The organism is Chrysiogenes arsenatis DSM 11915 (genome assembly GCF_000469585.1).
Classification (GTDB): domain Bacteria; phylum Chrysiogenota; class Chrysiogenetes; order Chrysiogenales; family Chrysiogenaceae; genus Chrysiogenes; species Chrysiogenes arsenatis.
The window spans coordinates 133,528-157,496 of record NZ_AWNK01000004.1 but is presented as its reverse complement, the minus strand read 5'-3'; the positions used below and the strand labels follow the sequence as shown (position 1 = coordinate 157,496).

The 23,969-nt window shown below is 48.3% G+C and carries 15 protein-coding genes; all 15 read left to right on the top strand.

The annotated features are described in order from the left end of the window. Positions 1–38 precede the first annotated feature (38 nt). The 15 genes from istB to P304_RS0102300 all read left to right on the top strand — a co-directional run bounded on the left by istB (position 39) and on the right by P304_RS0102300 (position 23,926). Positions 39–773 (top strand): IS21-like element helper ATPase IstB, encoded by a 735-nt coding sequence (gene istB / locus P304_RS0102375; protein ID WP_027389239.1) that lies wholly within the window; start codon positions 39–41, stop codon positions 771–773. 168 nt (positions 774–941) lie between these two features. Next, positions 942–1,874: a hypothetical protein gene (locus P304_RS0102370; RefSeq protein ID WP_027389238.1), complete on the top strand. Its 933-nt coding sequence runs from the start codon at positions 942–944 to the stop codon at positions 1,872–1,874. Between the two features lie 187 nt (positions 1,875–2,061). After that, the gene (locus P304_RS0102365) at positions 2,062–3,162 is read left to right on the top strand and encodes a phage capsid family protein (RefSeq protein ID WP_027389237.1); all 1,101 of its coding nucleotides are present in this window, start codon (positions 2,062–2,064) and stop codon (positions 3,160–3,162) included. A gap of 13 nt (positions 3,163–3,175) precedes the next feature. Beyond that, entirely contained in the window at positions 3,176–3,568 is a 393-nt protein-coding gene (locus tag P304_RS0102360; protein ID WP_027389236.1) for a hypothetical protein, read from the top strand. Between the two features lie 73 nt (positions 3,569–3,641). Next, positions 3,642–3,854: a hypothetical protein gene (locus P304_RS0102355; RefSeq protein WP_027389235.1), complete on the top strand. Its 213-nt coding sequence runs from the start codon at positions 3,642–3,644 to the stop codon at positions 3,852–3,854. Between the two features lie 9 nt (positions 3,855–3,863). Beyond that, positions 3,864–4,568: a phage adaptor protein gene (locus P304_RS0102350; protein WP_027389234.1), complete on the top strand. Its 705-nt coding sequence runs from the start codon at positions 3,864–3,866 to the stop codon at positions 4,566–4,568. Next, positions 4,565–5,482 (top strand): hypothetical protein, encoded by a 918-nt coding sequence (locus tag P304_RS0102345; protein WP_027389233.1) that lies wholly within the window; start codon positions 4,565–4,567, stop codon positions 5,480–5,482. Before P304_RS0102350 ends, P304_RS0102345 begins: the two co-directional genes overlap by 4 nt. A 12-nt stretch (positions 5,483–5,494) precedes the next feature. Then, a complete protein-coding gene (locus tag P304_RS0102340) occupies positions 5,495–5,950 on the top strand; it encodes a hypothetical protein (RefSeq protein ID WP_027389232.1) in 456 nt (151 codons plus the stop codon). Between the two features lie 75 nt (positions 5,951–6,025). Beyond that, positions 6,026–8,353: a LamG-like jellyroll fold domain-containing protein gene (locus tag P304_RS0102335; protein ID WP_027389231.1), complete on the top strand. Its 2,328-nt coding sequence runs from the start codon at positions 6,026–6,028 to the stop codon at positions 8,351–8,353. A gap of 1 nt (position 8,354) precedes the next feature. Next, entirely contained in the window at positions 8,355–10,454 is a 2,100-nt protein-coding gene (locus P304_RS0102330; protein ID WP_027389230.1) for an RCC1 domain-containing protein, read from the top strand. A 1-nt stretch (position 10,455) separates the two neighbouring features. After that, positions 10,456–10,929, top strand: coding sequence for a hypothetical protein (locus P304_RS0102325; RefSeq protein ID WP_027389229.1), 474 nt, complete (start codon positions 10,456–10,458; stop codon positions 10,927–10,929). 28 nt (positions 10,930–10,957) lie between these two features. Continuing rightward, complete coding sequence (locus tag P304_RS0102320) at positions 10,958–12,460, top strand: hypothetical protein (protein ID WP_152514471.1); 1,503 nt, start codon at positions 10,958–10,960, stop codon at positions 12,458–12,460. A gap of 43 nt (positions 12,461–12,503) precedes the next feature. Beyond that, positions 12,504–14,465: a coiled-coil domain-containing protein gene (locus tag P304_RS0102310; RefSeq protein ID WP_152514470.1), complete on the top strand. Its 1,962-nt coding sequence runs from the start codon at positions 12,504–12,506 to the stop codon at positions 14,463–14,465. 31 nt (positions 14,466–14,496) lie between these two features. Then, a complete protein-coding gene (locus P304_RS0102305; protein ID WP_027389225.1) occupies positions 14,497–15,384 on the top strand; it encodes a hypothetical protein in 888 nt (295 codons plus the stop codon). Position 15,385: 1 nt separating this feature from the next. Next, positions 15,386–23,926: an LPD3 domain-containing protein gene (locus tag P304_RS0102300; RefSeq protein ID WP_034763790.1), complete on the top strand. Its 8,541-nt coding sequence runs from the start codon at positions 15,386–15,388 to the stop codon at positions 23,924–23,926. Positions 23,927–23,969: the final 43 nt, after the last annotated feature.

Genomic DNA, 23,969 nt, shown 5'->3' with positions numbered 1-23,969 from the left:
ACCGGCGCATACCAGCAAGACAGAAGGAACCACGAACTATGCAACTAATAGACGGCATGCTCAAAGAGTTGCGTCTGAGCGGATTCAAACAGCACCTATCATCATTGCAGGATCAGGCACTAGAGAATAGTTGGAGCTACAGCGAATTTCTTAGCCATCTGTGCGAACGTGAAATTGCTAATCGTTTCCAGACGCGGGTGAGTAATTGGCGCCGCGAAAGCAGCCTCAATAATGCGAAAAATCTGACAAATTTATCATTAGAAAACTATCCACGGGAGGTTATGCAAACCATACGACAATTACAACAGTCCACCGACTGGGTTGATGGTGCCAATAACATACTCTTCTTTGGCCCTTCCGGTGTCGGCAAGTCACATATTGCAAACGCGTTAGGGTTGCACCTTATCGACCAAGGGGTACGCGTCAAGGCATTGAGTGCCGTGAGCCTCGTTCAGCAACTCCAGACAGCGAAAAACGCATTGGATCTTATTGGATTTATGAGCAAGCTGGATAAATATAGAGTCATAATTATTGACGACATTGGCTACGTAAAAAAAACAGAAGGAGAAACACAGGTACTCTTCGAATTTATTGCGCACCGTTACGAGAGTGGGAGCCTGATAATAACCAGCAACCAGCCATTCAGCGCATGGGATCAGATATTTCCAGATAGCTTAATGACCGTAGCGGCAGTCGATCGCATCATTCACCATGGATGGATCATACAAATAGAGGGGGAAAGTTATAGAAAAAAACAGAAACTAAGCCGTTAATCTACTCATAGAAAAGCGGCCAAGGTAATTGTCGCTGACCGGACAAAGTAATTGACGCCGGACAGACCCAGCGCGACTCAAAGCGGCTCAGGAGATAGCAAAAGAAAAACTCAGTGAAATGAGCGCTGTTATCGGTGCTGAAGCTACGAAGTAAAAGGAGCGTGATTGATGTTTGAGAACGACCTGCAAGAAGAGATCATTGATTTAGAAGAGGGTTCCGAAGTTGAAGAGGGAGAAGGTGTTGTAAAGTCAACGGTAGACCGTGGCGACGATTTTACACCGGAAACCGACGATGAAGAGGATGGCGGCAGCGTTAAAGTTGATGATGAAATATCTCCTGATGCGCTGAAAGATGTACTGGACGAGAAGCCGGATATTCGCATTCCAAAGTCGCGTTTCGATGAGATCAACGAGCGTATGAAGAACGCGGAACGTGAAGCGGAGCGGTTGCGGCAGGAGTTGGAAGGCAAGCAACAGGCGGCGTCACAAGGACAGGATAGCGGAAAAATTACAGAACTCGAATTGCTCATTGAACAAAAGGGCGACGCATATCATGAACTGCTACTCGAAGATCCTGAAAGAGCCAAGGATACATATAAGGAGCTGGAAAAGTTGCGCCGTCAGTTGATTTCTGAAGAGGCGCGAGTATTGGCAAAGCAGACTGTTGAGCAAACAAAACAGGAAGCATCGATAGAAGAGACCAAAAAAGTGGTGCTGAATCGTGCGATTGAGATCGTCAGTCAACACTCATTCCTGAACGATCAGGCGGAAGACTTTAACCAAGAAGCCATCGACGAGTTCATTGCGCTGCGTGACGCGGCGTACAAAAAGACAGGGAACATGGTCGAAGCAATGGACAAGGCATTAAGTAAGGTGCTCAAGCTTTATGGGCAAGATGAGGCACAAGGTCAGCAGGATAATACGAATACTGATGCACTCACCAAAAAGCTGCAACTGGCGAGTCAACAACCGCCACGCGCAGGGGTAGGAAACCGTACCGCCGGGGATACGAGGCCGACGAAAGTTTCAGATATGTCCGAAGACGACTTCTCTGAACTCTCGGAAGCCGAAAAGCGCAGACTACGCGGTGATTTAGTCTGATAGCTGAGGGCGCATTTTCGGTGCGGCGCCCACTATAAATAGCACTGTCCTTCGCTACTTTTGCCCGGTGTTATGCGGCAAAACGAAGCGGCCACGTTAAGGCTGTTAAACGCTTACGAAAGCGAAATTTCGTGATGAATAGCAAACCCGTATGGGGGCGCAAATAATTCTCACGAGGTATGAGACGATGGCTTTAACGAATTTTGCCGCTCTGACACCGGAGCAAAAGTTAGTATGGAGTCGCGATGTATGGGAAGCCGCTCGCGACCAGATGTTTATCAAGCGTTTCATTGGTAAGGGCGATGGCGCCATGATTCAGCGTATTACGGAGTTGACGAAGACGGAAAAAGGCGACCAATGCATTATGCACCTCGTGGCCGACCTCGTTCAAGACGGTATCATTGGCGACAATGAGCGCGAGGGTAATGAGGAAGAAATGATGTCATACGCTGAGATTCTCAGCATTGACCTGATTTCACACGGCGTTCGCAATAAAGGGAAGATGGCTGACCAGAAAACCGTTATCCAATTCCGCGAACACGCGAAGTCGCGCCTTGCCTACTGGCTCTCAAACCGCGTTGACCAGCTCGCATTCCTAACGCTGTCGGGTGTTTCGTATGCGTACTACAACGACGGCTCACTGCGGAACAAAAGTCCGTTCCCTTCACTGAGTTTTGCTGCTGACGTTTCAGCCCCTTCTGCCAACCGCCACGTTACGTGGACGGGTGATGAGCTGGTATCGGGTGATACGTCGATCATCGCAAACACATTCAAGCCAAAGTACAAGATGATTGTCGATCTGGTGGCCTATGCCAAGGATCACTACGTCAAGCCGCTCATGTCTGGCGGTAAAGAGTATTACGTCATGTTGGTGAAGCCTGGCACTCTTGCTGCGCTTAAAACCGACCCTGATTATCAACGTGCCATCACTACTGCCCTGCCGCGCGATGCCAAGAACCCTTGGTTTACCGGCGGTAGTGTGACTATCGACGGCGCAGTGCTGCACGAGCATCGTCTGGTGTACTCAACTACTGGCGCACCTTCCGGACAGAAATGGGGAGAAGATCAAGCAATCAACGGTACTCGGACGCTGCTTTGTGGCGCACAAGCACTCGGCATGGCCGACCTTGGCGATCCTGAGTGGTGCGAGAAGATGTTCCAGTACGACAGTCAAAAAGGGATCAACGTGGACAAGATGTTTGGGTTGCTCAAGCCGAAGTTCCACAGCATCTACGATAACGCAGTTGAAGATTTTGGCGTGGTCGCTTGTGACCACTATCTCGGTTAAGGAGGGGTGAAGTATGCCTATCGTAAAGGATTGTGGCCGCCAAGATGTATTGGCTGCTGATATTGATTTTGATTTTTCTGATCTGGTGAACGGTACCGCCGTTGGTGTGATTGATCTGCCAATCGGTGCCATCGTCACGGGTGGTTTTTTGGCAACGCTTGTCGCGCTTGATTCCGGCACGTCTGACGTGATTGTGGTCAAAGGTGTGGCTGGTGATGCTCTTTCTGGTTCTGTGAACGTGCATGCTCTTGGCTGTACGGCGTTGACCCCTTCTGGTGCGCTGACTGCCACGAACGGTAATGTGACGGTAACGTGGACGGGCGTTGGTGCAGCTCCTAGCGCTGGCAAATGTCGTCTGGTAGTCAACTATATCGTTGATGGTCGTTCACACCATAGCCACGGCTGATGGTGATTTCCGTGGCAGTGTGTGCTTTGCGCCATACTGTCACGGGTTCCATTAAACATAAGGAGATAACGATATGAGATTTCGTTCAAGAGATAATACGGTACGTCGAATCACACTTCCAAACGGGCAGATTGTACGCATTGGCGCCGAGTGGCGCGAGATTCCAAGCTCATTGCATGACGCGGCGTTTGAAGTCGGATGTATTTCAGAAGAAGTTGCCAGATCAGTAACACCACCACAGGACGACGCAAAAGCAGAACGTAAACCATCACCAGCACAAAAGTAAGGGGCAACGATGACGCTTGAGGAAATGATCGACGATATTGCCGATATTGTGAACGATCCGGGGTATTCGAGTGAGGACGACATTTTGCCGTTCGTGAATCGGGCAATCATCAAGATTGCCTCGCGGGTGTTGTTGCCAGACTTGGCTACCAGCGAGGTTATTTCTACGGTGGCTGAAACGGTAGTAACGACGGACGAGGACACGGGCGAGGTGACAGAGAGTCTCGCTTATAACCACCGCGTTTTATTGCCTGAAAACTTCATGCGCTACCTGTACAGGGTGGAACCTGAAGAGAGCAGTAGACAGGCGATTCGTTTCTACAAAAGTCCGCAAGACTTTTTAAGTGATTGTCGCGGCGATATCGGAAGGCTGGTCACAAGCGTCAGCGCGGCCACGATGCTGGCAAAGTATTTACTGTATGTTGGAACCCCGAAGGAGCCGCAGCTTATTAGGTTGCACTTCTATCGTAAGCCTGATGCGCTGGTTGATCTTGGCGATACGCCCGACTACTTGCCGGAGTTCGCTCACGAATCAATCATCCATGCGGCATGCCATCGTATTTACGAGCGTATTGAGGATGGCATTGAGGGGCAGAAAACCAACACGCTTTACTATGAACAGAAGTTTGAGCAGGGCATTGCAGAGCTGGAGAAGTTCGCCAAGCTCCATGCCCCGCGTCCTCCGGCAACGGTTGTGCGAGGTGAGTTCCTATGAAGGTAACGCCAATTTTTCGCGGTAGTGACGGGCTAGATGTTGTCGTCGATCCGGTGCGACTGAAGTTTGATCCTGATAATGGTGTGTCGTCATTGGCAGTAGCTGTCAACGTGGTAGTTGATCGCACTGGCCGTGTTTCGCGCCGTGACGGGTATTCTGAAGTTATAACTGGCGATTGCCATAGTGTGTTTTGCGACGGCGGCATTTGCCTGTTTGTGCGCGATAACGAGCTATGCAGATTGCACGATGATATGAGCGTGTCGGTGGTGCGGAGTGGCGTTCTGGCTGGTACTCGCTGTGATTATGCTCAGGTAAATAACGATATCTACGTTGTTGGGGGTATTCAGGGGATTGTCAACGAGCATGGGGAGTTTCGCGAATGGGAAGCGGGAACGTATGTTGGTGCGCCTACGACGCGGAGCTTTAGTGCTCCACCGGAGAGCGGCGAGCATGTGGCGTTCTTTCAGTCGCGGGTATTTGTTTCGGTTGGCAATGTGGTTTTCTACTCGGAGCCGTTTGGGTTTTCTCTGTTCGATATGGAGCGCGGGTTTTTTATGTTCCCGACGCGGATACGGATGCTGAAGCCTGTTAATGGCGGCTTGTATGTGTCAACGGAAACGGAAACGATTTTCATTAGCGGCGCGAATGCCAACGAGTGGCAGGCAGTAAAGGTGGCCGCGCATCCGGCACTTGAGTGGTCGGCGGCCATCGACTTGGTAGATGGGCTGGATGCTGGGTTGGAAGAGCCGGGTCTGTGCGCGTTATGGGCGTCACGCGAGGGCGCTTGTCTTGGCACGCCATCCGGTGTGGTTGTCAATTTGAACCGCCATCGCATTCTGTACGGTGAAGAGGCTGGGGTTGCAGGGGCAAGTATCCTGCGTGGGTTTAATTTCATTCAAACAGTAGGAATATAAAGGGGTTACGATATGTGGAGATTAAGTACTGGTTTGCGCAATGCGATGTTAGAAGATAAGGGGTTTAAGGAGGCGTTTGCTAATGGGGTTATCCGCATCTTTACGGGAACGCAGCCTGCAAATGCTGACGCTGGTGAGACAGGAACTTTGCTCTGCCAGATTTCGCTTGCATCGGGCGCGTTTATTGCTGGCGCACCGGAAAACGGGATTAACTTCGGCACAGCAGCAAATGGCACAATCGGCAAAGCAGAAGGGGAAGTTTGGTCAGGGGTGAATATGGAAACGGGAACGGCTGGTTGGTTTCGTTTTTATGCAAACCCGCTTGTTACTGGCGTGAGTGCAACCGCTATCCGTATCGACGGTGTGTGTGCGACGAGCGGCGGCGAAATGCAGATGACAAACGTATCGCTGGTTTCGGGAACTACCACCACGGTTGACGTGGCGAACATCACATTGCCAGCACAGTAAGATTGTCTTTATAGCGATAGCGACTTAAAGGAAGCTATCGCTTTGTTTTACTGCCATAAGGAGGGGGAGCTTCCCATGTCACTGTCGCAAAATTCAACCAATAATTATCCCGGATCGCAACCGCATCCACTCACAGGAGCGCCGACGTTGCCAAGATTAGTGCCTGTCTATATTAAAAATATACTTGCTGGCGCAGTGTGGAAGTACGACTGGCAATCGTTTGAAGATGTTGGATGGGTGCAGACGTTTACGAAAATTAACAATAGCTATTACTACCGTGATGGATACCGTATTGAGTCGGTTCCATCGCCTGAAGCTCCTATTGAAATTGTGAATGCAATTAAAGACATAATTGGAGAAAAACCTCCTATACAAAAGGATTACGCGCCGATAGTGCCACAATTAACTGACGTTTATGTCAACCGACTGCATAGCCAAAATATAAATCAACCAACTACAGTACAAAATATAACAGGATGGGCAGCAGTTGGGAACTTACCAGCAGCAAAGTCATTATCGCAAGCCATTGTAACAAAGAGTCGAGTCTACTTTATTGGCGGATGGACGTACGATCCGTACTCTTCATACGTTAACTCAAATAAAGTCTACAGCGCCCCAATCAATGAAGATGGGACGTTAGGCGCTTGGAGTGCCGCTAATGATTTGTTAATTCCAATTGCAAGTAGCCAAGCCATTGTCACTAACAGTAGAGTGTACTTATTGGGTGGCGCATCTTATGAAGTGTTAGTTGACGGAGGACACCGAGAGTATAGAGAAAGTGTTATACAGTCAGCCCCAATCAATGAAGATGGGACGTTAGGCGCTTGGAGTATATCAGGAAATCTGCCTGTCACTATTAGCTTTCACCAAGCAATTGTTACTAAAAATCGCGTATATATAGTAGGTGGAACAATCTCATCACATTTGCAAAATGGAATGACAAGCGATAATAATTACAGCGCCCCAATCAATGAAGATGGGACGTTAGGCGCTTGGAGTGCCGCTAATGATTTGTTAATTCCAGTTATTGCCCATCAAGCCATTGTCACTAACAGTAGAGTGTACTTATTGGGTGGTTCAAAAGTTTTTGAACAGTATGGCTACTTAGTGCAAATGCAAGATATACAGTCAGCCCCAATCAATGAAGATGGGACGTTAGGCGCTTGGAGTATATCAGGAAATATCGGAATCAATGCGAACCCATTTCCTAGCCCTCACCAAGCAATTGTTACTAAAAATCGCGTATACTTAATTGGTAAATCTAATACATACACGGCTCAGATAAGTGATGAAGGTATACTAGGATCATGGAGTGCTACTGCTGGAAGTTTACCGGATTCTTCTCAAGCAATAATTACGAAAAATCGTGTGTATTTGTTAGGTGGAAGCAGCGGCAGTAACGCTATCTCGACAATCTACTCCGCTCCTTTTGCTGACGGGTGGGAAATAACTGAAAATAAATATACCAAAATTGAGTATCCTCCTACTGAATCAACAGGAGAAGATAAAGTCGTAGACTTAGGCGAGTATGGCGACTTTATCTTAAACCCTGACGGCACAATATCATTTACGTCCGAGGTTGGACTTGTTCATCATTGGCCATTACAAGAAAACCTTAATGATATTGTTGGTGGATTGCATGCCAGCATGAAGGATTGGTCTGATCCTGCGGTGTTTAGTGTCGAAAATGGAATAAAATACTTCACCACAACCGCTGGCGATAATGGTTGCGGGATGGATACTGAGTATTTTACTCAGTCATATAACGAATACACAATTTCTTTGTTTATTATGCAGAACACTGCGGTTCCTGACAATTTCCGCGATCTGTTTCAATTCGCATATACACAGCCTGACATACCTGTTGGACAGTATCAATACAGTGTTCTTTATGGATTTAAGACTGTATCTAGTGGTGTTGTCCGTATTGTTTTCCAGTGGAGAACACCGGGAACATCAAGCTGGCCTTTGATATTCGTACCTATTCCTGAATATTCAAACCAAGTCTTCCATGTATGTGTGACATATAAAGACCAGTTTCTGAGGTTATACCTCAATGGTGTTGAAGTAAGTTCTTCTGCAACTGTCGGCAACCTTACACTGGGAGGGGTTGAGCCTGATTACGGGTATAGCTCTATTGGTTCGCCACATGGGTATGAGATAGAAAGAATGTTCAATTTCAAAATATTTGACCGTGCGCTCTCTCAAAGCGAGATAGCTAACGAGAATATAAGAAAAGGCGAACGTCCTGTTGTTGGCGGTTCGCGCCCAGAGATGACAATCAACCGCGTTGCTGCCTCTCGCGGATGTGTAGCGTTGCGCGATCCTGTGGGTAGTTTTCAAGATGGAACATTATCGGTTGCTGGTAGGGTTGGTGGAATTTCATTTGGAGTAGGTGGTTAATATGAGCGGATCAACACCTAACACACAAATATGGAATAAGTTTCAAAATATCGTCAGCCTATTTACCGCAAATACCAGTTCCGGTAACATTAACTATGGAATCACTGCCGATAAAAGGATTGTCAGTACGAGCGGACAGTTTGATGGCATGGACGCGGTATTTATAGATAGATGGGTTGCCGTAAGAAGTAGTGGGATTGTAACGCCATTAGTATCATACAATTCGTTTGATCGCCTGATCAATTTTGATCAGTTATTTACAACTCAAATGCAAAACCTACATTATTACTATGATCTATGGAAGCCGTGGAAGTTTTTTAGTGATTTCGATACTAGCAAATTCAACCATTACTATGTTGGGAATGAAAAGTTCCAAGAATATATTGACGCTGGAATACTGATAACTCCGGGAATGTATGAAGGTATTTACGGTCTTACCAATATAAAACAGGCAATTCTAAGTTATGGTACTCTTTACAGTTTAACGATTGATGGAAATGTCATTGTAAACCATAAGGTTGATGAGTATTTGCTTACAGGAGTAAAGCAAATAGCCATAAACACTTCTTCCCATTGGAATGGGTGTTATGCTGTTACAGAAGATGGAAGGGTGTTGTGGCTTACCGATTATTCTTTAGACTGGCAAATAAGAGACACTGGTTTAATGAATATTTCCAAAATAAGTACATTATGTAGTTCTGTTGGTCGCAGAGGTATTGCAGCCCTAAGGAATGATGGCACAGTAGTATACAGAGGCGATGCCTCTTACCGTGAGTTCGTTAATGGGTCGTTTCGCTACGCTGGCGAGTTCGATACTACGTGCTTTACGGACATTGTCGATATTGCCCTTGGGTATGATGTATTGATTGGCATTCGTGACGATGGCACGGTGATTGGTACTGGCTCTATGTCTGCTGGAGAATACAGTTACAATACAGGGCTGAGAACTATTGCGGATTACATCTGTCCCAATAACTCCGCTATGACAACGTATATACCTGCGCTCGAAGGAGGCATTGCGGCAGACTCTTCTTTCGATAATGGTATTTTTGGATTCCTGCCAGCGCTGAGTGGCGGGTTCGATGTTACGGTGGAGCAGACTGATGTTGCAGGTTATTTTTATGGGGTTCTCCCTGTTTTAACCGGAGAATGTTCAGCTATAGCATATTTCGACAATGGACTTATTGGCTACCTTCCACTTTTGGATGGTTCATTTGATGTTTCCACTGGCAATACAACCGCTTGGATTAACCTTTCATACGTCACAAGTAAACCACTACCAGCGCTGAGTGGCGAAATGGATACCTCCATCCATTTGCCAGAGAACGGCGACATTACCGCAAGTCTTCCTGTTGTTGGTGGCGAGATCGTAGCGAATGTTTATATTCAAGGGATTAAAGACGGTATATTGCCGAAGCTTATTACTGGAACACTTTACGCTGATATTGTTCCGTTTTCAGGTATTCTTGGAGGTTTACCAAAACTCTCAGGGTCATTTGTCACAGACGATTCATCAACGGCATATATCATTTCAGCGCTACCAACGATTACTGGTGCACTCGAAACGTCACCAGTAATCTTCGCAGTATTTCCGCGACTGAACGGTTCTATTCAAATAAGCACGGAAACGATTTCCACACTGTCGGGAGAGCTTCCGCGATTGCATGGGATCATTGCGTCAGGGAATGTACTGAATGCGTTCTTGCCGTCGCTTATTGGCAATATCGAAGGGAGAACGTCTGAATCGGCTGCTATATCCGGTTCGCTACCGCAGATCACAGGGGCGGTGCAAGCCAAATCTGGCATTAAAGTTTCGTTAAATGGAACTCTACCGTCGTTATCTGGAAGCGTGTTGGTATTCACTGGCGACCTCATGCAGTTGAAATCGGTATTCCCTTCTCTTCATGGTGGATTCGTTGGGAGTAATAACACTGTCGCGTCTATCAACGGTACCATTCGGATACATGGGATGATGGCGGCAAATGCCGAAGTGGTTGGCTCGATTAGCGCATTACTTCCGTCGCTCCGCGCGCGCATGGCGGTTGGTGTAATACAGCAGTCGGTCATTCTGCGGCATATAAGAAACAAGGTGGTGGTGTGATATGCCAATGACTCTGAATACGAATCTACAAGCGGCAAGGGCGACAACGCAGTTCACGAATTACGCATTCAATTCCTTCTGTAATTTTGGAGGGAAAAGCATTGCAGCGAACGCTCAAGGGTTATCTTCACTTGGGGGCGACAAAGATAAAACCACAGTAATCAACGCCTATTTTGAACCAATTATGAGCGATTGGGGTAGTTCGTACATCAAGCAGATTCGCTTTATGTATTTCGGATACGAGGCTAGTGGTGACTTGAAATTGACTGTTACCAGCGAAGATGGAGAGGAAGAGGAGTACCAAATTCCACAGCGCAAAATCGGTCAACAGCGATACCGTGTTGCTATTAGCAGGCGAATCAATAAGCGATATTGGGTTTTCCGTATCTCGAACGAAAGCGGCGCCGACTTCTCAATGGATGCAATAGACGCGATTTTCATATTGAGGAACCATGGATTTTCTGAGAGTACCTAAGCGAATACGGCTCCACGGCGATGAACGAATGGCACAGTCTCACATTGGCGAAGCTATGAGCTTGGCATACTTGTGTGTTGAGCAAGCGCGGTTTCAAGGGTTAAAACAGTATTCTTTGCAAAGGACATTATTCAATGGAACTTTTGTAGAAGCAACACTAATTGCAGGATCATTGGTAATAAATATAACAAGTAGAGTAGTTACGCCTGCGGATAGAGAAGATAATTTCATTGAATTGCCATTCGTCATAAATAACCCAAAAGTTAAATTTTGTTTTGAGCCTAACCGTGTTGTTTCAATTTTTCCGTGGTCAACTTATGGTGTTACTGGTGGTTACGAGTATGGTTTCTATTCACTTAATCCGTATGCGAATACGGTATACCTTATCGTGTACGATGAGCTATGTAGCGAGATAGAGGTTTTCTCTAATGCGGCTTTTACTGGCGACACTACCCCATTGCTTGGATCGAAAGAGATTTTCACGGGTAGTTTTTATGGGAATATCTACGGAACGAAAATCGGTGGTGGGTTGCGCCGTATAAGTACATTATTCAGATATCCGTACTTCCTCACTTCTGACTTTAACGAATCAAGTTATTCAGAAATACAATACAAGCATGTAGCGCAAAATAACCTTTGGACTTTTGCTGTTCGTGACGATGGTAATGTTGATATTTTTCGATCCGATTATCAGCCAGAAATAAACTATCTGGAGCCAGGGTACTTCCCATCACAAAGCAGTAGTCAGGATCATAGGCTTGTGGCGCCATACGATTACTCTGAAAATTACACAGGACAGCCAATAGACGATGTAATCCATTGCGATGCGAACAATTACAATGCGGCATTCGTAAAGTCTAATGGAACGGTCTTCATGCTTAACTATGCAGGATTTAGAATGCAGCGATATGAGTTTTCTGGCATCGATTACACTCCAGATACACTCATTACAGAACATGTTCATACATCGACAATAGGTGAGCGATTTACAGGGGAATACTTTATTAAGCCGGGATGGTTTAATGATAATAAAAGGTTTCAACGTGATTTTTGGAAATACTTCCTCCCAATAGACCTCTCTCACTTTACTGACATTAAAAACGTCGTGGTTGCGGAATACTTTGTGCTTGGACTCAAGAACGACGGAACGGTGGTAATTGGAGTGCCAAGCGTGTCGCCTTACCTAATAGGCGAATCAACGGGCTATGGAACTCACGCAACATTTAACCCGATAGAGCATCAATCCACTATTTCGCAGTGGAGCAATATCAAACAGATAGCGGCAAATTCTTCAATGGTTTTTGCAGTAACAAACGACGGGGTTCTCCTCAGTTCGATAAGGATGATGTTTACGTATACGAATCAGTCATTACGATTCGATAATGGACTATACGCAATGATTAACCATGTCAACAGTATAGGTGTTGACCACATTGCGGTTTCAAACTCTAACCTAGCTATAGTTACAGTTGATTCACGTATTTTCGTATCAGGTGGAACAAATACAATCAGAAATGCGCAGCGGGAGTGAGTTAAAATTTGTTTTCAACGTAAAAATATAGCGGAGGGGCATTATGGCATCATCGTCAGTTATTATCAATACGGGCGCACCAAGGGTTAACCCGACAATTACATTTGACCAGACTAAAAGCGTTATCGACGCGAGGACAGCACAGATCACCAATGTGGCCAACCAAGCGTCAACAACAATGACGGCACAAATGAACGCCATTGCAAACATGGCAAACACTTTTACCCCAAATACTGGCAATAACACTACACCGCCATCGTCGCTACTGGCTGGTGTGCAAATCCCATCATTCAAGCCGGGATCAACGCCACAGGGTAGCATCCTAAAACCCGCACAACCGACAAGGGCGACAAAGCCGAATCTAACCAATATAAGTGCGATTACACCGCCTACTCTTCCAAGTTATTCTGTTGTTGCTCCATCTCTTGCACCAATAGCGAAGCCAGCAAAAGTGAACATTCCATCGCCAGGTGATATGCCATCAATGGTTACTCTGGTAAAGCCAACGGCACCAGAAATCAAAGATATTGCAATGCCATCAATAACACTACCGTCTATTCCGGCAGCGCCATCGGTAAGCGTTTCAGCTTTTGCCGAATTTGCCGGAATTTTCACTGGATCAGCACCTGTGGCTTTTGCCTCAAGCGCACCGGAAGCTTATACTACTGCTGGTTATTGGGGAGCTTTGTTAGGGAAGATTCTTGATGATATCACTAATGGTGGCACAGGATTAAACGCGGAAGTGGAAGCTGCGATTTTTAACCGACACCTTGACCGTATCGAAGAAGTCCTAGAAAAACAGACCGATGACACTATGAACTTTTTCGCTTCGCGTGGATTCAGTATGCCTACTGGAGCAATGGCGGCAACACTTGCGAATCTACAGAAGCAAGCGGCAAAGGAAAAGATCACTGCTAGTAATGAAATTGCGATTGCTCAGGCTGAACTTGCACAGAAAAACACGCAATTCAGCATGGATATTGGTGTAAAGGTCGAGGGGATACTGCGGGACTTCTACAACGAGCGAGTGCGGCAGATGTTTGAAGCTGCGCGATATACCGCTGAAAACTCCATCGCCATTTACGATGCAGCGGTAAAAAAATACAACCTCGACATTGAGGTGTACCGCACAAAGGCTCTGGCATACGAGACGAGCATAAAAGGCGAACTGGCGAAAATCGACATTTACCGTGGGCAAATGGAAGGGGCTAAACTTGGTGCTGATTTTGAACGGCTAAAGATCGAAGTGTATCAAGGGCAGATTGCTGCTGCTGAATCGCGGGTCAGGCTTTATTCCGCGCAAATGTCAGCCGTTGAGGTTGAGGCAAAATTAGAAATGGCAAAGCTCGAAGAGTACCGCTTAAAAACGCAAGCCTACCTTGCCGCAATAGATGCGCAAAAAGCCGAGTTCAGTATGTTTGAAACTGAGGTAAGGGCGCAAGGAACCGAAGTTGAAATTTACAAGGCGAAACTACAGGCCAAGGCCATAGAGCTTGAAAGTGCTATTAAAGCACATCAGTCGAAGATAGAAACCGTCAAGGCGCAATTGGAATACAACTCGCAATTGGTTGAGCAGTACAGAGCCGATGCGTCAATTTATGACACGGAGGTCAAGGCAAATATTGCTGACGTTAGTTCTCAGGTCGCAATGTATGAGGCGAAAATTTCGGCCTACCGCGCCGATGTTGGCGCACAAGAGGCGGCGGCAAAAGTGCAAACGGAAATACTTAAAGCGTCAATAGCTGAAGCCGAGGCAAACATCAGGCTTGGTATCGCTGGGACGGAAGCCACAGCACGGCAGTTTGAATCGGTCAGCGCATTACGACTCAAGGCACAAGAGGGGATTATGAATGTCAATGCTCAATTGGTCGCGTCGGCCATGAACGCAATCAATACGTCGGTATCGCTTGGATTCAGTGGAGGAACGAATAGTAGTTACAGCAGCAGCGACAGCGACAGCAGAAGCAGAAGCACGTCAGAGTCACACATTTACAATCACGAATAAGCCAATAACAGAACAATAAGAGGGGGGCGTTATGCTTAAAGGGGCAGCATTAGCAGACTACAGAAGAAGGAAAGATCAAGTAGCGGAACGCGATGCAGCGATAAAAGAAAGACTCGCAGCGCAGCAGATAGCTGGCAATCTTTCCGTTGTCGATAATAAAGGTCAAGCTGGTTTAGCAAAACAAAAACTCTCAAACGAGGGCGGGTATTCAATCCAGCAGCTTTCAAACACTGGTAATATCGACCGTCAGACGTTAGAAAATAAGGGTGCAATCGACACGCAAACATTGGCAAACAATTCTGCCCAGCGAATTACGCAGATGAATAACAATACTCGAATGGGAGTGAATAACGCAAATATCAATTCTGCTCATGCGCTGGCAACATTCAACAACAATAACTCCATGAACGAAGTTGCAGCAAGGAACGCACATGCTCAGTCTATCGCCAATCAGGAAGCGGCCTTCAAACTCCTGATAGGTGGGTATGAGCCGGAGCAAGCGAACTCTGTCATGCAGACACCCGCAGGGCAGGTGCCAAACATCGCGCGGTTCACACAACCGACCAAGCCAGCGGAGAAGGGTACGTTTTCAGTGTACACCGATCCCATAACAAGCGCACCAACCGTTTACAACACAGCTACAGGGGAACTTGGTAGTCAAGCAAGAGTTAAGGACAATAAAGATAATCCTGATGGGACTACGGAAACAAGGTATGGCAACTATGCTCGTCCTGATACTTCTGCCCCAAGTGTTTCTGCCCCAAGTGACGAGCTTCTACAATCGGCCATTGCACCGCAAATGAAGAAAAAGAAGCCTGCACCAAAAATAGGTGTTTATGAAAACTCGTGGCTACAAAACTGGCAGCTTAGATTACCGGAACCTCATATAAATCAAGGAATTTACGAGCGAGGTTATTGACATGAGAATGACCCTTCAACAATTCCGTCAGGAAAATCCGCATTTAAATGAACGCAATAGCGATGAGCTGGCGCAGCTTATTTATAAAAACGCTCCGGGTGCGCAGAAATACGAATTTAAAGATTTCTTGAATGTGCTGGATTATGAGGGCGATCGACTCGCAACGACAGAAAACCCAGGCATTCTCAGCACGGTTGATGATTTAGGTCGCGGTGTAACGAGCGGAGCGCTTCGTGCTGCTGGCAATGTGGCAGATTTCGCACAGTTAAAAGGTGCGGCAAAACTGCTTGGCGGTGCAGCGGAAGGGATACTGGAGGGTCAATCTGATTGGGCAAAGGTGCGCCGAAGCGTTGCCCCTTTTGGCGAAGACGAAAATGGAAGTTTAACGGTCAACAAGAACGCCTTTACAAATCCGGGCACTTTATTTTTACAGGGTGCTGAGATTCTTGGAGATCAAGCGCCACTGATTGCGAGTGGCCTTGGCCTTGGCTCTGTTGTCCGTGCGGGAGCAAAGGCGCTCGGGCTGACGACAAAGGCTGCGCAAACGGCAGCTTCCCGTGGTGCAACGGCGGGGTATGTAGCCAGCGGCGCGGCTATGGCAGGTGGGAGCAGTGGTAATGAGGCGGAGCAGATAGTCAGTCAAATGCCACATGAGAAACTGTTGGAGTCGGAGGTGTTCAAGGAAATCCTGCGTAACCGACACCAACAGTCTGGCTCACTTCAAGAGGCGTACCAGTTGGCACGATCTGACTTCATTGAAGCAACCAAGCAAGCGGCTATGTATGATCCGGTTAACCTGATTGCGTCCGGTGCCGGTGGCGTAATGAGTGGGAAGTTGCTTGATGGAAGTCTGATGAAGATGTTTGGCGGTGAAAAGCGCTGGAAAAACGCACTCAAAGGCGCATTGCTGGAAACTCCACAGGAAGCAGTACAGGAAGGGATTCAACAGCTTCGCATTAACGATGCCCTTATTGGGAAAGGGGTAATGGGAGATGATGAACGGATGGGTGGTGTGCTTCCGGCAGCGGCGACCGGTGCGCTTTATGGGGCTCCTATGGGGGCAGGATTTGGCGCTATTGGTACGGCTGATTCGAGCCAGCCGAACACGAAGAAGTTACCACTGGCAAAGGCCGCAGAAAGTATTCATACCCCGCAAGTCGATGAAACCAGAACTGCACTAGAGATATCTCAACCTGCTACTGAAGGCGAATTGCCACGTCAAGTAAATTACGTGCCGCTTATTGATGGTGAGCGCGTTGATCTGAGTAGTCTCGAAGAAGATCCAAAAACAAAACGATTGGCGTATGTGTTGCGTGAGTACACAACGCGCTACCCGAATAACCCGGATGCTTTTATCGACCAGATGAACACCGATTACCAGAATGCTACGAAAACCGCCAAACAGAAGATCGCAGATGAATTGCCGCTCTCGAAAAAACTACACGCAGAAAATGAAAAGAATGTGGCTAAAGGGAGGCTCAAGGAAATCAAAAACGATATGGTGGCCTTTTTGTCGATTAAAGACACGTTAACTCTTGAAGAAGAACCGCAAGTAGCTGATGTGTCGCCGCAAGTGGCCAGCAATAACCCACATGAAAAGAGTGTGGTGCGGAGCGTTATCGAGAGTTTACCGCAGACACCAGAGGTGGGGCATATCGATTCACTATTGATGGAGATTGAATCAAACCCAACAGCCATGAAAGAGATGGAAAAGGCACTTGGCGATATGAAGGCCGATGCCCTTCTTGCAGAAATCGAGAATAACCCAAACACGCTTGGATTGCTGGCACAATCACTTGAGGAGATTCGCACTGATAAAGAGATCAAGGCCACGCCAAATCAGGATTCCGATGGTGCTACTCCTGCCAAAGCTACCGAACAAGTAACCGGACAAGTGCCAGCAGAACAAACGAAAACCGCCGGACAAGAAACCGGGCAAACGCCAGAAAGCGTAAAGCCACAGGAGCAACCACAACCACCAGCAATCGCGCAAACGCAATCACCACAACAGCCACAGGAAAAGCCAGCAACGGAAAATACTACCCCAAGCGTAGGCGACACGGTTCAGTTTTACCATGCCGGGAAAGACGGATGGGTGGACGCGAACTATCGCGGTGAAGTGGACGGCAAGGTGACGGTGGTTTATGACGGGAAGAACTGGACAGTGGACAAGAGCGAGGTTCGCATTGATTCGCCCGTTGCGGAGCGTCCAGTTACCACTAAGCCCGTTGTCGCTACTGAAACGCAAGGCACTATCAATAACACATCAACATCGCCTGTTGACGAAGCGGTAAAAAATGCCATTGGCAATCGCCGTAATGCTGTGGCAGTGACGGTCACTGACCCAAAAGCCAAGCTCGACGGCTACGTGTTTGTTAATGCTGGTACCAAAAATGCCAAGTGGGAGTTGGTAGACAGTGAGGGAAATACTAAGCCAGTATCACCATTCATTGCCACCCGTGTAAAACACTTGGTTGAGAAGGGGAAGACTGCACCATACGTGGCCGGCAGTGCAGTTGGTAATGCTGAAAAGCAAGCATTGGACTCGGAACCTGGCATTGATGTTGTGAGTAAGGGTTATGAAAGCAAAGCCAAAGAGAATGCACGTCTGGCGTCGCTTAACGAGATAAAGGCCGACACGGTTATTGATGCTGCAACTTTCACTAATGGCGATGAAAAGCAGCGCAAGATAGTGGGGCAGGTTTTTAGAAAATTCGTGAGCAGGGTTCCAGAGTTCAAACAGGCTCCGGTATTCAAAGTGGTCAAGGATGGCGACGAATTATTCCTGCGCTTCAATGACTCGTACACGTTCAATCTAAAAGCAAAAACCTTTCTCCCTAAGACCGAATTGCGGGAAGGGATGACGGTGCGCTTTACCCCGGATGTATGGGGCGGAGCATCGAGGAATCAGAAAGCGGACATTCAGCCGGACGTAAAGACAGAGTCGAAGGCCGCAGACGTTCAATCAGAGGCAAAAGGCGACGGCAAGCCAGCAGCACAGAAGGCGACGGAGGCGAAGGTAAAAACACAGACGGAAGTAAAAACAGAAGAGAAACCTGCCAAGCCAGCAGAGAAGATCGATGATGTTGGAGAGAAGATCGGCGGGGCGAAGAAAGACACATGGCGCTCTTCTTTCGATAAAGAATACAGCGATGCCGAGCTTAACAATATGCCACTCTCGAAGATATGGCCGAAAGAAGATATCGACAAGATGGACGACAAGACGGCGGCAATCGCCACGGTTTTCAGAAACAAGATACCCAACAAGCCGCGCTCAGGGTACAAGCTGGCTCAGTGGGTGAAGGACGTAAAAGCCATCCGTGCGTTTATGGCTCGCGTTGGCACTATGGACAATGATGCGGCGCTCGATTTAATCCGTAAATCCAACAACGATGCCGTGCACGTCCGTATTCTACAATCGATACCGCGTGATCAATGGGATCGTATCGGTGAGGCGCAAGTTTACTCTAAATCATACACATACAACGATAATGGAGAGCGTGTTCCAAGAGCGAACGCGCTGATTCAAGTTGATGAAAACTATAAGCGCATTGATCTCAACGCCTCCGATTCGATAATTGAAATGGAAAACGTCGTTATTGATGTCGCGAGCGAAATGTTGAAAACCGACCGCACCGCAACAGGTAAATCAACATCGACCGCAGATGCCTACGAAATTCGTGGTTCAAAAGACAAAGGGTTCGCCGTCTTTCGCAAAGGGGATAAAGAATATCGTCCACTCACAGAAAGATTCCCTACCAGCAAAGAAGCACTTGCATACCGCAAGAACAACATCGAGGCGCTTGCAGAGGCGTGGGAAAAAATTAAAGAGCGCGATAACGTCAAGAAATCCGATGTGCGCTCCAAAGAGGAACGACCCCGCGCTGGTTCCGATTACCGCAAAGGGAAAGACGTTACCCCTGAACAGTTCGCTGATACATTTGGTTTCCGTGGTGTTGAGTTCGGCAATTGGGTTGAGCAAGGCAAACGGCAAGCGGATTTGAATGACGCTTACGATGCACTGATGGACTTGGCAAATATCGTCGGTATTCCACCAAAAGCTATATCGCTGAATGGCACACTTGGTCTTGGCTTCGGTTCGCGTGGCGGCGGCAAAGCGAGTGCGCATTATGAGGCGGACAAAACCGTTATCAACCTGACAAAGACACGCGGGTCGGGTTCGCTTGCCCACGAGTGGTTTCATGCACTGGACAATTACTTTTCTCGCAAACGTGGCGTGACAGAATTTACAGGTGATGAAAAGGCGTTCCGTGATGCGAACTACATTACCCACAAGCCGGAACAAATGTACGTCCATAAGGATTATCCGGCACATCCAAAATCGCGCGCTTATCTTGAGGCGGCGCGCAAGAGGAATCCTAATAACGAACATTTTCAGGAAAAGAACTGGAGCCTTGACCCAAACCACCCAGAAGGTGTGCGGCCGGAGGTCGAAAGAGCCTTTGCTAACTTGGTGGAAAAACTGAACGATTCGCCAATGTCCGAGCGTTCAGCCAAAAACGACAAGGGCAGTAACGACTACTGGAGCCGCACACTTGAGCGGGCATCCAGAGCGTTCGAGAACTTCGTCATCGAAGATATGACCAAAAACGGCTACCACAACGACTACCTTGCCAATGTTGTTGGCGCGTTTGACTTCCGGCGCAATCAGGATCGGTACCCTTATCTGCGACCAGATGAGATTGCCCCTATTGCGGAAGCATTCCAAAATCTTTTTGATACCGTGCAAACCCGCGAGACAGATAAAGGCGTGGAGCTTTTCAGCCGCAGTAAATCAGATATTCCAACGGTCGCGAAACTCACTGGGGACGAGATTCAGGGTGATGACCTGTTTGCTGCCGCGCGTGAATACTACCGCGAAAACCTGCAAGGCACGGTAGCGCACCGTGAGGAGATAGGCGATATACGGTTTACGTCGAAGGGATGGGGAAAGACAAAAGACGGCCTGAAGCGTAATCCGCTGAAAGTTAAATTGATACCTTCCGTGAGAGATATCATAGAAAATGGGCGCTATCATGGGCGTAATGAGGAAGTAGGTCGTGATGACAATGTGGTTGCATTCCATTATTTCGACGGCATAGTAAGTATTGACGGGGAGAATGTCCATGCTGGCGTAACAGTAGCAGAGGATGATAGCGGAAACCTTTATTATAATGTCAATCATAACCCGCAAGAGTTATGGGATCGCAAAAAAGAAACCCGCCCTGTACCCCGGATATCTGCCGAGGGGGGCGGGTTCTCGATGCAACCAGAGGTTTCCATCACTGATAATATGGAAAGCGACAGCGATTTTGTCAATATCCATATTTTCGATAATCAGGCCGCAACCACGCCACTCGCCAACGCACACACCGCGTCAACGCTCAAGGACGCCGTTGACAAAGCGTTCAGCAAGGTCAAAGGTTTTGCCGACTTGCTGATGGGTACGGGGAAATTCAAGATCATTTCCCGCGCACAGATGGAGCGGGATTTGACCACTACCACCGACGTTAAATACTCCGCTGACGGGCGTGTGCTTGGTTATGTCAAAGACGGCGTAGCGCACTTGGTCGCTGATAACATCGGCAAAGACCACGACGTTAAGGGGCTGATGCTCCATGAGGTCGGTGTCCACTTGCGCCAGCTTGGTCAGAACGATGCAGAGTTCCAGGGTATTCTTAAACAGTTCGAGAAGATGCGCACACTGAATCCAAGGGTAAGAGCCGCGTTTGACCGTGTGCCAAAGGAAACCGAAGCGCACCTGATAACCGAGGAGGCGCTTGGCTACTTCGTCGAAGCTAATCCGGATGTTCCCCTCTCGCAGAAATTCATTGCATGGGTACGCAAGCAATTACGCGCTCTTGGTAGTGCCATTAAGGGTGCTGACAGGCTCCGCTTTGTGAAGTGGGCGAATGAGCTTACCGCGGCAGATATTGTCGTCATGGCGCAATCTGCTACTGAGAATGCAGTGAATATGGAGAGAGGCGATGGCCAGAGTTCCGGTATCCGCTATTCAAGATCATCCGCGCCAACGAATACTGCAGCGCAGAACATCGCCCCCATCCCGACACCGGCAAGGATTGATTCTACGGCCAAAAGTTTAATGAAGGGTATCGGCCTGTTCGAGTCGGCCACCGACCGTTTGCGTCGTTCGAAGCATCCTATGCTGATCGACCTTGGGAACCGCGTTGACCGTTTCTATGACCGCGTGGACGAGCGCACGGGATTTGTAAACGGGCGCATTAAGCCACTGCTGGATAAGGTGACTGACGACGAATCGACAAAGCTCTTTGCCGAATACTGGAAGCACCACGACAACGGGCGCAAAGCGGAAGCTGATGCAGTCATTGCAAACCATCCTGAATTGCGTGCTTTGATCGAAGAGGTGAAAGCGGTTTACTTCGACATGGGTACGATCAACCAGACTATCAAGCAGCCTGACGGGTTCGAAGGCATATTGGTTGCCGATCCGAAAGCGGCGGGTGGATGGCGCAAAATTGGCCGTATCCGCAAGGGTGAGTTTTGGCCGCGTGCAATTCGGCCAGAAGTACAGGAAGTCCTCCGTAATCCGGCAAACAATATTGAACTTTGGAATGAAATAGTGGCAGCATTGCTTGATGGTGGGCATATCAAAGAACCTATGGAGGCAATGGACTATCTGCAAAGCTACTTCACGACCGAGATCAAAAACGACTACTTTGCCGGAGTCGAGCGGGCGCGTGGTGCGAAGTTGCCGGAAATATTTTACGACTACACTTGGACGGCATTTCAGAAGTACACGACCAAGTGGGCAACGCGGGTGAGCCAAATAGAACAATTCGGGCAAGCGACAACGGCAGGAACCAAAGACCTGTTCGCGGAAGTGGCAGGGCAGAGCTTCGACCCCGGCACGATTGATTATATTCGCGCCATAGAGTCGCGGGTTTATAATCGCCAATCTCCCGATACCATCCTTTCGCTCATGGATAACCTGAACATTTTGGCAACGGCTATGCAGCTTGGGAACCCCGCCACGGCAATACTGAACGTGATCGGCGGTAGTCAGCTTACCACGCAACTCTTTGGCTGGAAAACGGCTGCGCGTGCATACGCGAAGCTTACGCAGGAGTGGCAAGAGATTCAGCAAACGGGCATTAGCCTTGGTGTTCTCGGCAAGGATGTGATGAACATTCTGCGCGATACCGAAAGCACGGACACTTATTTCGATGCGGCTGGCCAAGTAAAGGACAAGCTCTCGAAGTTTGCAGCATGGACAATGAAATGGGGTGGATATACGCCAACGGAAAATATCATCCGTTCTCACGCACTGGCGGCGGGGATGATCCAGCTTTCCGATGCACTCCAAGCGTGGAACGCCAACATGAACAGTGACGACAGCAAGAAGTACCTGAAATTCATGGAGCAAAACGGCATTCACGCTGACAAGCTGATTGCAGAAAACGGCAAGGGCGAAGAGACGGGTCGCTTCCTGCGACTGATGGTTAATATTCCGCAAGGTTCGTACAGGATTGACCAAGTGCCGATTTACGTCGATACTCGCGTTGGGCGGTTCCTGTTCAAGTACCAGAAGTTCGCAACGCAAGTAAGCCGGATGTTCTGGAAGAATATGCTGGTTCCGTTTGTCGATGCAATCAAGAGCGGCGACACAAAGGAAATGGTGCGGACGTTGGTGCCAATACTGCGCTACTTCGCCACGGCGTTCGTGGGCGGCACGGCGGTACTTACGGCACGGGCAGCACTGTTCGGCCTGAGCGATCCGGGTGCGGATTGGGAAGAGATTGAGGAGGCAATGAAGCAGGAAGATCGGGCGTACCTAATGGCGCTCATGTTCAGCCGCGCACATGCTTCGTTGATGGCTGGCGCTGCGTTCGGCTTCTTTGGGAATTATATTCAGATGGGGATGGATATTACTGACCAGCAACGGGTGAAGAGTCCGCTTGATCCTCCGGGGCTTGCAACGATTAGCGCGGTGACAGAACTGCTGATGCGTTATATTGAGCAAGGTACATTGACCGGACGCGACATTGACCAGATCGGACAAAAGGCATTTGCGTTCTATCGCAGCTACAAGCGTGCTGGTATGACTGCGGGGATTTATTCCGATATTGATTTGAACGAGGTTCGCCTTGAGAAAGTACGGCGCGATATTAACGATATTCGCCAAGTAACGCGGCGGTATGCGTCACACATGGGGATTGAGTCGAAGCGGACTTCTTCAGGCCGGTTCGGAAAAACCGAGCGTAGCCCGTTGAATCAAGCGGTATACGAGGCTGTCTTGCTTGGTGATAGGGAGACGGCACGGCAGTTGATTCGTGAGGCGAAGCGCAATGCTGGGAGCTTCAAGGAACGCCAGAGTATTCATACGTCATTACAGGCATCGCTTCGGGTGCGTCAGCCGATACTCATTGCCGGAGCACCGAGCAATCAGGAGCGAATGAAGTTCCTGCGGTGGGCAAAGTTGAATCTGCCGGAGTCGAAATATAAGCTGGTGTACGACTATAACCGTGAATATCTGCGGAACGTCAGGGCGGTTGGGTTGTAGGGGGGAGAATAAAAAAAGCCCCCTTCGCAATTGGAGGGGGCTT

Excerpts from the sequence above, each read along its gene's own strand:
- istB (WP_027389239.1), top strand. The coding sequence starts at position 39 with ATGCAACTAATAGACGGCATGCTCAAAGAGTTGCGTCTGAGCGGATTC.
- P304_RS0102370 (WP_027389238.1), top strand. The coding sequence starts at position 942 with ATGTTTGAGAACGACCTGCAAGAAGAGATCATTGATTTAGAAGAGGGT.
- P304_RS0102365 (WP_027389237.1), top strand. The coding sequence starts at position 2,062 with ATGGCTTTAACGAATTTTGCCGCTCTGACACCGGAGCAAAAGTTAGTA.
- P304_RS0102360 (WP_027389236.1), top strand. The coding sequence starts at position 3,176 with ATGCCTATCGTAAAGGATTGTGGCCGCCAAGATGTATTGGCTGCTGAT.
- P304_RS0102355 (WP_027389235.1), top strand. The coding sequence starts at position 3,642 with ATGAGATTTCGTTCAAGAGATAATACGGTACGTCGAATCACACTTCCA.
- P304_RS0102350 (WP_027389234.1), top strand. The coding sequence starts at position 3,864 with ATGACGCTTGAGGAAATGATCGACGATATTGCCGATATTGTGAACGAT.
- P304_RS0102345 (WP_027389233.1), top strand. The coding sequence starts at position 4,565 with ATGAAGGTAACGCCAATTTTTCGCGGTAGTGACGGGCTAGATGTTGTC.
- P304_RS0102340 (WP_027389232.1), top strand. The coding sequence starts at position 5,495 with ATGTGGAGATTAAGTACTGGTTTGCGCAATGCGATGTTAGAAGATAAG.
- P304_RS0102335 (WP_027389231.1), top strand. The coding sequence starts at position 6,026 with ATGTCACTGTCGCAAAATTCAACCAATAATTATCCCGGATCGCAACCG.
- P304_RS0102330 (WP_027389230.1), top strand. The coding sequence starts at position 8,355 with ATGAGCGGATCAACACCTAACACACAAATATGGAATAAGTTTCAAAAT.
- P304_RS0102325 (WP_027389229.1), top strand. The coding sequence starts at position 10,456 with ATGCCAATGACTCTGAATACGAATCTACAAGCGGCAAGGGCGACAACG.
- P304_RS0102320 (WP_152514471.1), top strand. The coding sequence starts at position 10,958 with ATGGCACAGTCTCACATTGGCGAAGCTATGAGCTTGGCATACTTGTGT.
- P304_RS0102310 (WP_152514470.1), top strand. The coding sequence starts at position 12,504 with ATGGCATCATCGTCAGTTATTATCAATACGGGCGCACCAAGGGTTAAC.
- P304_RS0102305 (WP_027389225.1), top strand. The coding sequence starts at position 14,497 with ATGCTTAAAGGGGCAGCATTAGCAGACTACAGAAGAAGGAAAGATCAA.
- P304_RS0102300 (WP_034763790.1), top strand. The coding sequence starts at position 15,386 with ATGAGAATGACCCTTCAACAATTCCGTCAGGAAAATCCGCATTTAAAT.